Annotated in this window: 12 protein-coding genes; 5 read left to right on the top strand and 7 right to left on the bottom strand. The window is 60.6% G+C overall.

Going from position 1 to position 13475, the window contains the following annotated elements; genetic code table 11:
- Positions 1 to 209: 209 nt before the first annotated feature.
- The 6 genes from uvrD to lptM all read right to left on the bottom strand — a co-directional run bounded on the left by uvrD (position 210) and on the right by lptM (position 5888).
- Complete coding sequence (uvrD, locus tag AFK67_RS01385; protein ID WP_038875347.1) at positions 210 to 2372, bottom strand: DNA helicase II; 2163 nt, start codon at positions 2370 to 2372, stop codon at positions 210 to 212.
- A gap of 136 nt (positions 2373 to 2508) precedes the next feature.
- Complete coding sequence (gene yigB / locus AFK67_RS01380; protein WP_007717088.1) at positions 2509 to 3225, bottom strand: 5-amino-6-(5-phospho-D-ribitylamino)uracil phosphatase YigB; 717 nt, start codon at positions 3223 to 3225, stop codon at positions 2509 to 2511.
- On the bottom strand, positions 3225 to 4130 hold the full coding sequence (gene xerC, locus AFK67_RS01375) for a tyrosine recombinase XerC (RefSeq protein ID WP_007717085.1): 906 nt from the start codon (positions 4128 to 4130) through the stop codon (positions 3225 to 3227). Before xerC ends, yigB begins: the two co-directional genes overlap by 1 nt.
- Positions 4127 to 4831, bottom strand: a complete 705-nt coding sequence (locus AFK67_RS01370; protein ID WP_007717082.1) for a DUF484 domain-containing protein — start codon at positions 4829 to 4831, stop codon at positions 4127 to 4129. Before AFK67_RS01370 ends, xerC begins: the two co-directional genes overlap by 4 nt.
- Complete coding sequence (gene dapF / locus AFK67_RS01365) at positions 4828 to 5652, bottom strand: diaminopimelate epimerase (RefSeq protein WP_007717081.1); 825 nt, start codon at positions 5650 to 5652, stop codon at positions 4828 to 4830. The genes AFK67_RS01370 and dapF overlap by 4 nt, the downstream gene beginning before the upstream one ends.
- Positions 5653 to 5684: 32 nt before the next feature.
- The gene (gene lptM, locus AFK67_RS01360) at positions 5685 to 5888 is read right to left on the bottom strand and encodes an LPS translocon maturation chaperone LptM (RefSeq protein WP_007717077.1); all 204 of its coding nucleotides are present in this window, start codon (positions 5886 to 5888) and stop codon (positions 5685 to 5687) included.
- Positions 5889 to 6054: 166 nt separating this feature from the next.
- Here lptM and cyaY point away from each other — a divergent pair, with 166 nt between their 5' ends.
- Positions 6055 to 6375 (top strand): iron donor protein CyaY, encoded by a 321-nt coding sequence (gene cyaY / locus AFK67_RS01355; RefSeq protein ID WP_007717069.1) that lies wholly within the window; start codon positions 6055 to 6057, stop codon positions 6373 to 6375.
- Here the strand turns inward: cyaY and cyaA are convergent, their stop codons facing one another.
- Positions 6376 to 8922: a class I adenylate cyclase gene (gene cyaA, locus AFK67_RS01350; RefSeq protein ID WP_007754703.1), complete on the bottom strand. Its 2547-nt coding sequence runs from the start codon at positions 8920 to 8922 to the stop codon at positions 6376 to 6378. It lies immediately after the preceding gene.
- 281 nt (positions 8923 to 9203) lie between these two features.
- Between cyaA and hemC the strand changes: the two genes are divergently transcribed.
- From hemC to hemY, 4 genes are read left to right on the top strand one after another with little or no spacing between them, the layout of a single operon-like run.
- Positions 9204 to 10145, top strand: a complete 942-nt coding sequence (gene hemC, locus AFK67_RS01345) for a hydroxymethylbilane synthase (protein WP_007717061.1) — start codon at positions 9204 to 9206, stop codon at positions 10143 to 10145.
- Positions 10142 to 10906 (top strand): uroporphyrinogen-III synthase, encoded by a 765-nt coding sequence (gene hemD, locus AFK67_RS01340; RefSeq protein WP_032966877.1) that lies wholly within the window; start codon positions 10142 to 10144, stop codon positions 10904 to 10906. Before hemC ends, hemD begins: the two co-directional genes overlap by 4 nt.
- Positions 10903 to 12102 carry a uroporphyrinogen-III C-methyltransferase gene (gene hemX, locus AFK67_RS01335; protein ID WP_007717055.1) on the top strand — a complete coding sequence of 400 codons (1200 nt, stop codon included), beginning with the start codon at positions 10903 to 10905 and terminating at the stop codon, positions 12100 to 12102. Before hemD ends, hemX begins: the two co-directional genes overlap by 4 nt.
- Entirely contained in the window at positions 12102 to 13298 is a 1197-nt protein-coding gene (hemY, locus tag AFK67_RS01330; protein WP_038875369.1) for a protoheme IX biogenesis protein HemY, read from the top strand. Before hemX ends, hemY begins: the two co-directional genes overlap by 1 nt.
- The last annotated feature ends 177 nt before the right edge of the window (positions 13299 to 13475 follow it).

Below are 13475 nucleotides of genomic sequence, written 5' to 3'. Positions count from 1 at the left end.
ACACGTACACTTAAGATAAAACACCTCAATGATTGATGGGAATTATAGTGCCTGCGGGCGCGTTTTGCCGGAGCGTTTTCGCGCTTCGCTTCTCCCCGTCGCGGGCGATTATCGCCGCGTCAGATGACAGAAAATCCGGCCTCGCGTGAAGAAAAGAAAAAGGCCGCTGACGCAACGCGCCGGCGGCCTTTTGCCTGAGAGTGAAAGCATCAGACGTTTTCGAGGCGCGCATAGGCGGCCACCAGCCATTTGATGCCCTGCCCGTTGAACGCCACCTGCAGACGGCTGTGTTCGCCGCTGCCTTCGAGATTCACAATCGTGCCTTCGCCGAATTTCGGGTGGCGCACGCGCTGGCCGAGCTTGTAGCCGGAATCATTCTGCGCCACCGGCGCGCCCAGCTGCTTATGGCTGACCGGGCGGCTGACGCTCGCGCGCAGGCGCACCTCTTCCACGCAGCCTTCCGGCAGCTCGGCGATAAAACGCGAAGGTCGGTGATACGCCTCTTTGCCATACAGGCGACGGGTTTCAGCGTAGGTCAGCGTCAGCTTCTGCATGGCGCGGGTAACGCCCACGTAGGCCAGGCGACGCTCCTCTTCCAGACGTCCACCCTCATCAAGCGACATCTGGCTTGGGAACATCCCCTCTTCCATCCCGACGATAAACACCTGCGGAAACTCCAGCCCTTTGGCGGAGTGCAGCGTCATCAGCTGCACCGCGTCCTGCCAGGCGTCGGCCTGCCCTTCGCCCGCTTCCAGCGCCGCGTGGGACAAAAATGCCTGCAGCGGCATTAAATCTTCGTCTTCTTCGTTGTAGCTGAACTGGCGCGTCGCCGTCACCAGTTCCTCTAAGTTTTCGATACGCGCCTGGCCTTTCTCGCCTTTTTCCTGCTCATACATCAGCCACAGGCCGGAGTCTTTGATGACCCGGTCGGTCTGGACATGCAGCGGCATATCGATGGTGTCATGCGCCAGCGCGTCGACAAGCTCAAGGAAGCGCTGAAGCGCGCTGGCGGCGCGTCCGGCCAGCGCTTTTTCCTGCAACAGCTGACGGCACGCCTGCCAGAGCGTGAGCTGGCGGTCGCGCGCGGTCTGGCGCACCACATCCAGCGTGCGATCGCCAATGCCGCGCGTCGGCGTATTCACCACGCGCTCGAAGGCCGCATCGTCGTTGCGGTTGGCGATAAGACGCAGGTACGCCAGCGCGTCTTTGATCTCCTGGCGTTCGAAGAATCGCATGCCGCCGTAGATACGGTACGGCATGCTCGCCTGCAACAGCGCCTCTTCCAGCACGCGCGACTGGGCGTTGCTGCGATACAGAATGGCGCAGTCTTGCAGCGCACCGCCGTTCTCCTGCCACACCTTGATGCGGTTCACCACAAAGCGCGCTTCGTCCAGCTCGTTGAACGCGCAGTAAAGGGAAATAGGCTCGCCGTCGCTGCCGTCGGTCCACAGCTCTTTGCCGAGGCGACCGGCGTTATTGGCGATAAGGGCGTTGGCGGCGTTGAGAATATTGTTGGTGGAGCGGTAGTTCTGCTCCAGACGAATAGTCTGCGCGCCCTGGAAATCGTTCAGGAAGCGCTGGATGTTTTCGACCTGCGCGCCGCGCCAGCCGTAAATCGACTGGTCATCGTCGCCGACAATCATGACCTTGCCGGTGTCGCCCGCCAGCAGGCGGATCCAGGCGTACTGAATGCCGTTGGTGTCCTGAAACTCATCCACCAGAATATTGGTGAAGCGCTCTCGGTAGTGGTTAAGGATATGCGGTTTGTTGAGCCACAGCTCATGGGCGCGCAGCAGCAGTTCGGCGAAATCCACCAGGCCTGCGCGGTCGCACGCCTCCTGGTATGCCTGATAGACCTTCTGCCAGGTCTGCTCTACCGGGTTGCCGTAGCTCTCGATATGGTGCGGGCGCAGGCCCTCATCTTTTTTGCCGTTGATGTACCACATCGCCTGGCGCGGCGGCCACTGCTTCTCGTCCAGATTCATCGCCTTGATAAGACGCTTGAGCAGACGCAGCTGATCGTCGCTGTCGAGGATCTGGAAATCCTGGGGGAGATTCGCGTCCATATGGTGCGCGCGCAGCAGACGGTGGGCGAGGCCGTGGAACGTGCCGACCCACATGCCGCCCTGGCTGGTGCCCATCAGCTGGCCGATACGATGACGCATCTCCGCCGCCGCTTTGTTGGTAAAGGTCACCGCCATGATGGAGTACGGCGAACAGTTTTCTACCATCATCAGCCAGGCGATACGATGCACCAGCACGCGCGTCTTACCGCTGCCTGCACCTGCCAGCACCAGCATATTGCTGCGCGGCGCGGCTACGGCTTCGCGCTGTTTATCGTTAAGGCTGTCGAGCAGGTAAGAAACGTCCATTGGCACCGCCGCGTTAAAAACAGGAAAAACACAAAACGCCCGCAGGCGTCTCGCAGACCAGGCTTATGTCATGACAGGGCGGCGACGCAGAGCGACGCTCGCCAAAAACCTGGAATTATATACAGAGTAGTGATGATTATATCAGCGAGGTCAGGGATGCCAACCGCGAAATCTCAAGATGCGGCAACAAGCGGCTGTCGTCGATTTGCATCAGATCGCCTTCCAGCAGGTTTATCCAGCACGCCTGAGCGCCCGCGCGGATAGCGCCCGCAACGTCAGTGGTCAGGTCATCGCCGACATGCAGGAGCGCCTCGGGCGCCACGCCGAGCTTCTGCGCCGCCAGATGGTACATATCGCCGTAAGGCTTGGCGCGGCCATGCGGCCCGGCGCGCAGCACAAACTGAAACAGGCCGCCGAGGCCAAACTGCTCCGGTTCGGCGTTTCCGTTGGTGATAGCCACCAGCGGCCACTTTTTCGCGAGCTGCTGTAAGGCGTCGAGGTTTTCCGTCGGCACCTCGATGCGGCTGCGCCAGCGGGCGAAATTCACCATCGCGTCGTTCGCGCCCTCGGACGCCTCGTGCGCGGAAAGCCCGGCTTCGAGCATTACCTGTTCAATCGCGCGCCGCCGCCATTCGGTGACATCATGATAAATCTCCGGCTCCTGCTGGCGCAGCGCGGCGCGGGCGCGGTGGAGATCGGCGGCGGTGAAGGCGTTGAGGCGCGGATGATAACGCTGCATAAACGCCAGCGTCTCCTGCTCGGTGCGGGCGATAACCGGGCGGTTATCGTAAAGCGTATCGTCAAGGTCAAACGTCAGGGCGGCAATGCTGCCAAGCGGACGGTAAAAGTACATTACGGTTTTCCTCGTCTGGCGCGTGGATGCGCCGCGTCGTATACCGAAGCCAAATGCTGGAAATCAAGATGGGTGTAAATCTGGGTGGTAGAGAGATTCGCGTGACCGAGCAGCTCCTGCACCGCGCGCAGATCGCCGCTTGATTCCAGCATATGCGTCGCAAAGGAGTGGCGAAGTTTATGAGGATGCACATGGCTGTTCAGCCCCTGCTTAATTCCCCACTCCGCGAAGCGTTTCTGCACGTTGCGCGCCGAGATGCGCTTGCCCTGCTTTGATAAAAACAGCGCGTCATCGTCGGGGCCAAACAGCTCGCGCAGGTTGAGCCAGTGTTCAATCCAGGCGACCGCGCTGCGCCCTATGGGCAGACGCCGCTCTTTGCTGCCTTTACCCATCACCCACACTTCGCCGCTGGCGAGGTCGAGATGATGGCAGTCGATGTTGACCAGCTCCGAAAGACGCAGCCCCGCGCCGTACATTAATTCCAGCATCGCGCGGTCGCGCACGGCCAGCGGATCGTTAAGATCGATATCCAGCAGCCGGTTCACATCATCGACATCGATATTTTTCGGCAAATGCCGCGGCGTTTTCGGCGTGGTGATGCCTTTCGCCGGGTTCGCTTTCAGCTCGCCCTGGCTGACCTGCCAGTCGAAGAAACTGCGCAGCGCCGACAGACGCAGCGCCAGGCTTGACGGCCCCAGCCCCGCGCGGCGGCTACGCACCGCGAGCGAGCGCACCATCGCGGCGTCGCACTCCGCCCAACTTTTCAGCCCCGCCTCGCCCGCAAGCCCAACGAGCGCCGACAGCTGGCGTTCATAATTAACCAGCGTGACCGGGCTGAGCTGGCGCTCGACTTTCAGGTAACGCAGAAAGCGCTCGACGGCTGGCTGGAGTGGCGACGCAGTCATACGCGTTCTATCCAGCGCGCCAGCAGATCCGGCAGCATCAGCGACAGCTCGTGCAACAGCTGCGTGCCCTGCCCCTGCTGATAATGCTGTGGGTCGCGGCTGCTGAAGATCAGCACGCCGAGCTCGCCATGTTCGCCAAGCAGCGACATCGCCACCGAGCCCACGGCTTTTGCTTCCGGCAGCACCACCAGCAGCTCCGGGCCGTTCAGCGTGCCCAGATAATGCGTCTGCTGGCCGAGACGCTGGATACGTACCGGCTCAAACGCCTGACGCGACAGCGCCAGATGCGTAAACCCGGACGGCGCGCCGAGACGCCAGCGCTCGGGAAACAGGCGGATGTTCGCGCCCGCAAGGCCCATATCGCGCGCCCAGCGGTTCAGGCGCTCCAGCATCTCCTGAAGGCTGCCCGCGCAGGCGAGCCGCCCCTGCAGCTTCAGCAGACGATAGAAAAGCCCTTCGTTGGCGCTCGCCTGCTCCATCAGCAACGTCATGTTTTCTTCCAGTTCGTTGATGTGGTTGCGCGCGCGCGCCATATGCCACTCCACCAGCGAGACCGTTCCACGCACCGGGTGCGGCACGCGGATCTGCTCAACCATCGCGGCGTTGCGGATGAAAAAATCGGGATAACGCAGCAGGTAATCGAGCACCGCGTCGTCATCGAGCGCCGCCAGGTTCTCCTGCTGTTCTCCAGCCTTACTCATAAGTGAATAAATCCATCATAAACGTGGGTGGCGGGGCCGGTCATAAAGAGCGGATTGCCTGGCCCTTTCCAGGCGATATCCAGCCGACCGCCGGGTAAATCAACGCGCACCTGGGCTGCCAGCAGACCCTGCTGAATGCCGACCGCGACCGCGGCGCATGCGCCGCTGCCGCAGGCCTGGGTTTCGCCGGCGCCGCGCTCGAAGACGCGCAGCCGGATATGTTCCGGGTTCATCACCTGCATAAAACCGATGTTGGCGCGCTCCGGGAAGCGCTCGTGGCTTTCCATCAGCGGGCCGAGCGTCTCCACCGGCGCGGTGCTGACATCATCGACCTGAATCACGCAGTGGGGGTTGCCCATTGAGACCACGCCGCACAGCACGGTCTGCTCGGCGGCGCGCATGATGTACGTCTTCTCGGCCTTATTGGCGCGAAACGGCACCAGCGAGGGCTCAAACACCGGTTCGCCCATGTTCACGCGCACCAGTTCGTCTTCATTGACGGTTAAAATCATCCGCCCGTTCGCCGTACTGACGCGGATATCGCGTTTGTTAGTGAGCCCTTTCAGGCGTACAAACCGCGCGAAGCAGCGCGCGCCGTTGCCGCACTGGGCTACTTCGCTGCCGTCGGCGTTGAAAATGCGATAGTGAAAATCAAGGTCAGGATCGTAAGGCGGCTCGACGATCAGTAGTTGATCGAACCCCACCCCATGATGTCTGTCCGCCAGACGGCGGATCATCTCAGGGGAAAAAAAGACGTTTTGCGTCACCGCGTCCACGACCATAAAGTCGTTACCCAGGCCATGCATCTTAGCGAACTGCATTGTTGTACTCCGTTTGCGCGGTTACGAGGAGATTACTGCGTGCTCACCTGCGTCGGGCCATCGACATCGCCACGGTTGTTGGTATCCGGGATTGTCGACTGGGTTTGCGGAGCCGGCGCTTTCTGCGGCTGGGCTTTGCTGTCTGCTGGCGGGAAGTAAAGCGGGCCTTTGAGGCCACAGCCGGTGAGGCTAAACAGCGTCAGCATCACTGCCAGAGAGCGAAAAATCGTTTTCATTTATCGGTGCCTGTTGTTCATTCATCTGTTTTCTATCATCGCAGGTGAAGATGCAAAAGCAAGAGTTTGCGTAACGCGGGATGACACAAAAGCCGTCCTGACCGCCGGTTTCTATTCCCCGCTATTGCTTTTATACTGCCGCCATTGCGTACAACAGGAAGCAGATATGAACGACAGCGAATTTCACCGCCTGGCCGACGGCCTGTGGATGACCATTGAAGAGCGTCTCGACGCATGGGACGGCGACAGCGATATCGACTGCGAAATCAACGGCGGCGTGCTGACGCTGTCGTTTGAAAACGGCAGCAAAATCATTATCAACCGTCAGGAGCCGCTGCATCAGGTGTGGCTGGCGACCAAACAGGGCGGTTATCACTTCGACTATAAAAACGACGAATGGGTCTGCGATCGCAGCGGCGAAGGGTTCTGGGATCTGCTGGAAACCGCCGCCACGCAGCAGGCGGGCGAAGCGGTCAGCTTTCGTTAATCAGGACTGATATTGCTGTAACAGCGGCGTGGCGCTGTCGTCATCTTTGAGCGGCGTCACGGCGCTGATGGTCTGGGTACGGAACGGGATCACCTGCTGGCGGCCATCCACCTTCACAATCTGGTAGAACTGCGGCAGGTTAAAGTTCACGAAGCTCGAACCGTAGGTAAAGCGGTCATGGGACGACGAATAGAACCGGCTCACGTCGCGCACCAGCTCCTCTTTGCTCCCCTCGCAGTGGTGATACACCTCGGCGCGGTTGCTTTCATCGAGAATATAGATGTTAAAGCCGTCGTCGTTGGTCTCTTCGAAGAAGAACTGAATAATCCCTTCGCTCGCAAACCCATCCACCACCGACGGCAACTCGACATGATCGGTTTCAACCTGCACCGATAACCCGTGCAGTTTGTTATGCGAAATCGCGCCGTAAAACTCGATGGCGTTTTCCAGCTTCTGTACCGAGACGTTCAGGCGCTCGAAGAACAGGCCCCACGTCTGGCCCGCCACGCGCAGCGCTTTGAAGCGGCCCGGCTCAAGGCGGGTGCTGGAGAGGCGGAACTCAATGCATTCGGAGACCAACTGCTGCACCCGGGTGCGGATCAGGCCGCGCAGGTGCTGGCTGTAGCAAAAGACTTCTACGCTGTCCGGCGGCGCGGCGTCCTGATGCATTTTGCCGAGAATGGTTTTCAGCGCTTCGATCATCGCCTGCTCGCCGTTGAAATGCAGCGTGCGCACTTCGTTCCACGAGTTGCGATACAGCAAGTCGATGCTGCCTACCAGGCACTGCTGCTGTTCGCCGAAGCTGAATACGTCGAGCTTGCGGAAATCGAAATGCACCACCTGATTGCGGAAGGCCGCCGTCGGGTCATATTCAAGGTTGACGATAATCGCCAGATGACGGATTTCGCACGGGCTGTAGAGCGCTTTCGGCGTCGGCGCGGGCAGGCGCAGCGGGAAATGGCTCGATACGTCAGCCACCAGCTCCTGCAGCTTCGGCAGATCGCAAATGCCGTTGCCCTTAATAAACAGGCGGGTGCGCGACGTCAGCAGGCCATTAAACCAGGCCCAGGCCACCAGCTTATTAAGATAACGGTTATATTCCAGCGGCTGATGGCTGATGATGGAATCCATGCTCGGCGCGCGGTTGTAAAGATACCAGCCGGTGCGGTTGGCGCGGCCAGGCGGCACATGGATGAAGGTCAGCGTCGGCTCAGAGAGATCCGGCGAAATTTGCGGGTTTACCAGCGTGACTTTGCCCGGCAGCGCTTCAAACGCGGCGTAGAGCTTGCGCGTCAGCACGCCGATATCCTGCGGGCTCGCGGAGACGCTCAGGTTGTTGCGGCGCGCAAAGCGGATCAGATTGCGGTAGCTCTGCATCATCGCATCGAGCAGCTCGTTGTGCGCCTCGCGCACCTGGTCGATTTTCCAGTTGGCGCGGTTATCGAGCATCGAGAGGCGCGCGTCGTCCCAGCCCCACGCTTTCACCAGTTGGCTTAATACCTCGCGGCGCCAGCCAACGCAGGCGCGCTCGCGAGAAAGCTTTTCGCACACTTTCAGATAGAAACAGCGGCGCACGAGATCAAGTCGCGCGGTGTCGTCGATAGCGGTCAGGTAGTGCGTCACGCGCTCCAGCATCATGCAGTAGGGATCGAGCCCGAAGGAGACGATTTCCCCGTCGTGCAGGCGCTGTTTGATGTCTTTCGCCAGCAGGCGGGTATTCGGGTATTCCCAGGAATAGGCTTCCAGCAGCAGCGTTTTCAGCACGGCTTTATAAGGAGAATCGATGCTTTTATAAAGCTGCCAGAGGCTCGCGCCGAAATACTCTTCGGCAGACAGCGAACTCAGGCCGCCCAGGTCCAGCCACTCGTTCGGCGTCAGCACGCCCTGAGCGTAGAGCGTCATCACGTAATCGTCGTAATGCTCTTCTTCATCGCCCGGCACCATGTTCCACAGGATGCGCTTGCCCGCCATGCGCACGGCGGTGCGGTAGAATTCGTCCAGCAGCAAAATGTGCTGCGTGGAGCCGCAGTCTTCGCCGCCGAGGCTGCCGCTTTCATTATGGCGGAAGCGGTTTTCGTCAATCAGGAAGAAACTGACCTCGACGCCAAGCGACGCCGCCCAGCTTTCCAGCAGGCTGCATTTGCGTTGCAGCAACTGGCGCTCGTCATTATCAAGCCATGCCTGGTGGCAGACCCAGATGTCGAGATCGGACGAACAGCTCTGGCCCACGGAGGAGGTGCTGCCCATCGAATAGATGCCGGTAATCGGCAGTTCACCCTTCACCGTTTGCTGCGCAGGCATGCCGCGCTGCGTTTCGAGCTCGTTCAGGTAGTGGCGTTGGGTTTCATCAGGCGTGTAGAGGCAAATGCCGTAGGGAACGTTACCTTCAAGGTATCCCGGCATCAGCGGATGGTGATAGTGCAATAATGTTGGCAGCAGACTGTAGACCTGTTGGAAAGCAGGCCCCATGGCAGCAAGCGCGCGATCCACACGCAATTGATTGATGGCATCCAGTCTCTGTTTCAGAGTCTCAATATAGAGGTACAAGACGTATCGCCTGATGGTTACAGAATGTAAACGATGTTCACCGTTGTGTCGCCCTTGTGATTATGGTGTGGCGGGCGGACAAATGGTTTAAAACGTGATCAATCTAACACCTTGTAGATTGACCGTAAAGAAAGATGCGCTACAGATAATTATAGCACCGCTCCCCTGCCCCGACGCCTTTCTCTGTTGCGCCTGCGCGCCGCGTCTCGCCGCCGTTTGACCTGACAGCCTTCCGCTAACAGTGGTAGGATGATTAGCAGACGACATTTACGGTATCAAGCATGTTAGACAATGTATTAAGAATTGCCACCCGGCAAAGTCCGCTGGCGCTCTGGCAGGCACAATATGTTAAGCAACGGCTGGAAGCCTGCCATCCGGGGCTGACGGTCGAACTGGTGCCGATGGTGACGCGCGGCGACGTGATCCTCGATACGCCGCTGGCAAAAGTGGGCGGCAAGGGCCTGTTCGTGAAAGAGCTGGAGCTCGCCATGCTCGATGGCCGCGCCGATATCGCGGTGCACTCCATGAAAGATGTGCCGGTCGAATTCCCGGAAGGGCTGGGTCTGGTCACGATTTGCGAGCGCGAAGATCCGCGCGACGCCTTTGTTTCCAACCAGTATAAAAGCCTCGACGACATGCCTGCGGGCAGTATCGTCGGCACTTCCAGCCTGCGCCGCCAGTGTCAGATAGCCGCCCGCCGCCCGGACCTCATCATCCGCTCGCTGCGCGGCAACGTCGGCACACGCCTGAGCAAACTCGACAACGGCGAGTATGACGCCATTATTCTGGCGGTCGCGGGCCTTAAGCGTCTGCAACTCGACGCGCGTATTACCAGTGCCCTCGCGCCGGAAGTGTCGCTGCCCGCCGTCGGCCAGGGCGCCGTCGGCATTGAGTGCCGCCTTGACGATACGCGCACCCGCGATCTGCTTGCACCGCTCAATCATGACGAAACCGCCGTGCGCGTGCGCGCGGAACGCGCCATGAACACACGGCTTGAAGGCGGCTGCCAGGTGCCTATCGGCAGCTACGCGGAGCTCAAAGACGGCGAATTGTGGCTGCGCGCGCTGGTCGGCGCGCCGGATGGTTCGCGCCTCGTGCGCGGCGAACGTCGCGGAGCGCCGCATGAGGCGCAGGCGCTTGGCGTTTCGCTCGCCGAAGAGCTCTTAAACCATGGCGCGCGCGAAATCCTCGCCGAAGTCTACCAGGGGGACGGCCCCGCATGACGATTCTGGTCACCCGCCCCTCTCCCGCCGGGGAGGAATTAGTGAGCCGTCTGCGCGCACTGGGGCAGGAGGCCTGGAGTTTTCCGCTGATCGAATTCTGCCCCGGCCAGGAACTCCCGCAGCTGCCTGCGCTGCTCGACGCGCTCAAACCCGACGATCTGCTGTTCGCCCTCTCGAAACACGCGGTCAGTTTTGCCAACGCGCATTTGCAGCGTCTGGGGCATCGCTGGCCGCGCGCGGTGGAGGCATTCGCCATCGGGCGCACCACGGCGCTGGCGCTGCATCAGGTCAGCGGATTGCACATCCACTACCCGCGCGATCGGGAAATCAGCGAAGTCTTGCTACAATTACCTGAATTACAAAACGTTGCCGGCAAGCGCGCGCTGATCCTGCGGGGCAACGGCGGCCGCGAGCTGTTAGGGGAAGCCTTAACGGAGCGCGGCGCGGCGGTCACGTTTTGCGAATGCTATCAACGTAGCGCGAAGATTTACGACGGCACGCAGGAAGCGCATCGCTGGCACACCCGCGGCATCACGACGCTGGTGGTGACCAGCGGTGAAATGCTGCGTCAGCTGCATGACCTGATGCCGCCGTGGTATCGCGCGAACTGGTTGCTGCGCTGTCGGCTGGTGGTCGTCAGCGAGCGTCTGGCGACTCTCGCCCGGGAACTGGGCTGGCAGAACATTCTGGTCGCTGATAATGCCGATAACGACGCGCTGCTGCGCGCGTTGCAATCACTCTTACACGGGAAGCCACAATGACGGAACAACAACACACCCCTGCTACGGTTGAAGAAACCCCGCAGGTTGTGGAGACAACGCCACAGCCGGAACCGACCGCGAAAAAAGACCGCACCGGCAAAACCGCGCTGGCGCTCAGCGCTGTGGCCATCGCCATTGCGCTGGCGACGGGCGCGGGACTGTGGACCTGGAGCAAGAAACAGGCCGACAACCAAAATGCCAACAGCGATACCCTCGCCACCCAGTTAACCTCGCTGCAAAACGAGCAGCAGGCCCAGAAAGCGGCGCTGGAAAAAACCATTAAAACGCAGGCGGACGCCCTCGCGGCAGCGAACCGCCAGCAGGAAGCGATGGCGCGCGAACTGGATGAAGTCCAGAAGAAAGTTGCGACCATCTCCGGCAGCGACGCCAAAACCTGGCAGCTCGCGCAGGCGGATTTCCTGGTGAAGCTCGCCGGGCGTAAGCTCTGGAGCGATCAGGACGCCACGACCGCCGCCGCGCTGCTGAAAAGCGCCGACGCGAGCCTCGCTGACATGAACGATCCGAGCCTTATCACCGCGCGCCGCGCGCTGACGGATGACATCGGTGCGCTGGCGAACATCACGCAGGTGGATTACGACGGCATCATCCTTAAGCTCAACCAGCTCTCTAACCAGGTCGACAACCTGCGCCTTGCCGATAACGACAGCGACGATGCGCCGATGGACAGCGACGGCAGCGAACTCTCCAGCTCGCTGAGCGAATGGCGTCAGAATCTGGTGAAAAGCTGGCATAACTTTATGGACAGCTTTATTACCATCCGCCGCCGCGATGACACCGCCGTGCCGCTGCTGGCCCCGAACCAGGATGTCTACCTGCGCGAGAATATTCGCTCGCGTCTGCTGGTGGCCGCGCAGGCCGTGCCGCGTCATCAGGATGAGATTTACAAGCAGTCGCTCGATAACGTCTCCACCTGGGTGCGTGCGTATTACGACACTAACGATGCGGGCACCAAAGCGTTTCTTGAGTCCATCGACAACCTGAGCCAGCAGAGCATCAGCATGGACGTGCCGGACACCCTGCAAAGCCAGGCGATTCTGGAAAAACTCATGCAGACACGCGTGCGTAGCCTGATGGCGCAGCCGTCGGTGCCGGGCGATGCCGCCGCGCCGCAGGTGGATGATCCGCAGACGCAGACATCGCCTGCGCCAGCGCCGACGACGCAGGGAGAACAGTAATGCTGAAAGTCTTATTGCTGTTTCTGCTGTTGATCGCCGGGATCGTGGTCGGCCCGATGGTGGCGGGTCATCAGGGTTATGTGCTGATCCAGACTGATACCTGGAATATTGAAACCAGCGTCACCGGCCTCGCGATCATTCTGATCCTCTCGCTGGTCGTGCTGTTCGCGCTCGAATGGCTGCTGCGTCGTCTGTTCCGCACCGGCGCGCGCACCCGTGGCTGGTTCGCTGGCCGCAAACGCAGCCGCGCGCGTAAGCAAACCAAACTGGCGCTGTTGAAGCTTGCCGAAGGCGACTATCAGCAGGTTGAAAAACTGATGTCGAAAAACGCCGATCACGCCGAACAGCCGGTGGTGAACTATCTGCTGGCTGCCGAAGCGGCGCAACAGCGCGGCGACGAAGCGCGTGCGAATCAGCACCTTGAGCGTGCGGCCGAGCTGGCGGATAACGATCAGATCCCGGTTGAGATCACCCGCGTGCGTCTGCAGCTGGCGCGCAACGAAAATCACGCCGCCCGTCACGGCGTGGACCGCCTGCTGGAAATCACGCCGCGTCATCCGGAAGTGCTGCGACTCGCGGAACAGGCGTATATCCGCACCGGCGCCTGGAGCTCGCTGCTGGATATCATTCCTTCGATGCAGAAAGCGAATGTGGGCGATGATGAACACCGCGACGCGCTGACGCGTCAGGCCTGGATCGGGCTGATGGATCAGGCGCGCGCCGATCAGGGTAGCGACGGTCTGAAAGCCTGGTGGCGCAACCAGAGCCGCAAAACCCGTCACCAGCCGGCATTGCAGGTCGCGATGGCGGAGCATCTGATTGAGTGCGACGACCATCAGACCGCTCAGGAGATTATCCTGGACGGCCTCAAACGCCAGTATGATGATCGTCTGGTGTTGCTGATGCCCCGTCTTAAAGCCGGTAACCCGGAACAGCTGGAAAAAGCGCTGCGCCAGCAGATCAAAACCTACGGCGACCGCCCGCTGCTCTGGAGCACCTTAGGCCAGTTGCTGATGTCGCACGGCGAATGGAAAGAGGCGAGCCTCGCGTTTCGCGCCGCTATCCAGCAGCGGCCAGACGCCTTCGACTACGCCTGGCTTGCCGACGTGCTCGACCGGCTTCATCAGCCCGAAGAGGCCGCGGCGATGCGCCGCGACGGCCTGCTGCTGACGCTACAGCAAAATGCCCCGCAATAATCCCCACCCCTCTTCGGAGGGGTTTTTTATATCTGCTGTCCGGGGAAAATCACTAAGATAAGTGACTGGGGTGGGAGCTCAGCCAGGACGGCCACGGCGCGAAAGCCCTTTCCGCCTGTGTGTCAGATTTCGTGGTGTGGCAAGGCGGCAAGCAAGAGAACCCCCAGGAGCTTACAT

The organism is Cronobacter dublinensis subsp. dublinensis LMG 23823 (assembly GCF_001277235.1).
In the GTDB taxonomy this organism is placed as follows: Bacteria; Pseudomonadota; Gammaproteobacteria; order Enterobacterales; family Enterobacteriaceae; genus Cronobacter; species Cronobacter dublinensis.
Note: the sequence above shows the minus strand (reverse complement) of the source record. Positions and strands in the feature narration are given on the sequence as shown.

Bases quoted from the DNA above. Each gene is read 5' to 3' on its own strand.
- yigB (WP_007717088.1), bottom strand. From the start codon at position 3,225: ATGTACTTTTACCGTCCGCTTGGCAGCATTGCCGCCCTGACGTTTGAC.
- uvrD (WP_038875347.1), bottom strand. From the start codon at position 2,372: ATGGACGTTTCTTACCTGCTCGACAGCCTTAACGATAAACAGCGCGAA.
- hemY (WP_038875369.1), top strand. From the start codon at position 12,102: ATGCTGAAAGTCTTATTGCTGTTTCTGCTGTTGATCGCCGGGATCGTG.
- AFK67_RS01370 (WP_007717082.1), bottom strand. From the start codon at position 4,831: ATGAGTAAGGCTGGAGAACAGCAGGAGAACCTGGCGGCGCTCGATGAC.
- xerC (WP_007717085.1), bottom strand. From the start codon at position 4,130: ATGACTGCGTCGCCACTCCAGCCAGCCGTCGAGCGCTTTCTGCGTTAC.
- cyaY (WP_007717069.1), top strand. From the start codon at position 6,055: ATGAACGACAGCGAATTTCACCGCCTGGCCGACGGCCTGTGGATGACC.
- dapF (WP_007717081.1), bottom strand. From the start codon at position 5,652: ATGCAGTTCGCTAAGATGCATGGCCTGGGTAACGACTTTATGGTCGTG.
- hemD (WP_032966877.1), top strand. From the start codon at position 10,142: ATGACGATTCTGGTCACCCGCCCCTCTCCCGCCGGGGAGGAATTAGTG.
- hemX (WP_007717055.1), top strand. From the start codon at position 10,903: ATGACGGAACAACAACACACCCCTGCTACGGTTGAAGAAACCCCGCAG.
- lptM (WP_007717077.1), bottom strand. From the start codon at position 5,888: ATGAAAACGATTTTTCGCTCTCTGGCAGTGATGCTGACGCTGTTTAGC.
- hemC (WP_007717061.1), top strand. From the start codon at position 9,204: ATGTTAGACAATGTATTAAGAATTGCCACCCGGCAAAGTCCGCTGGCG.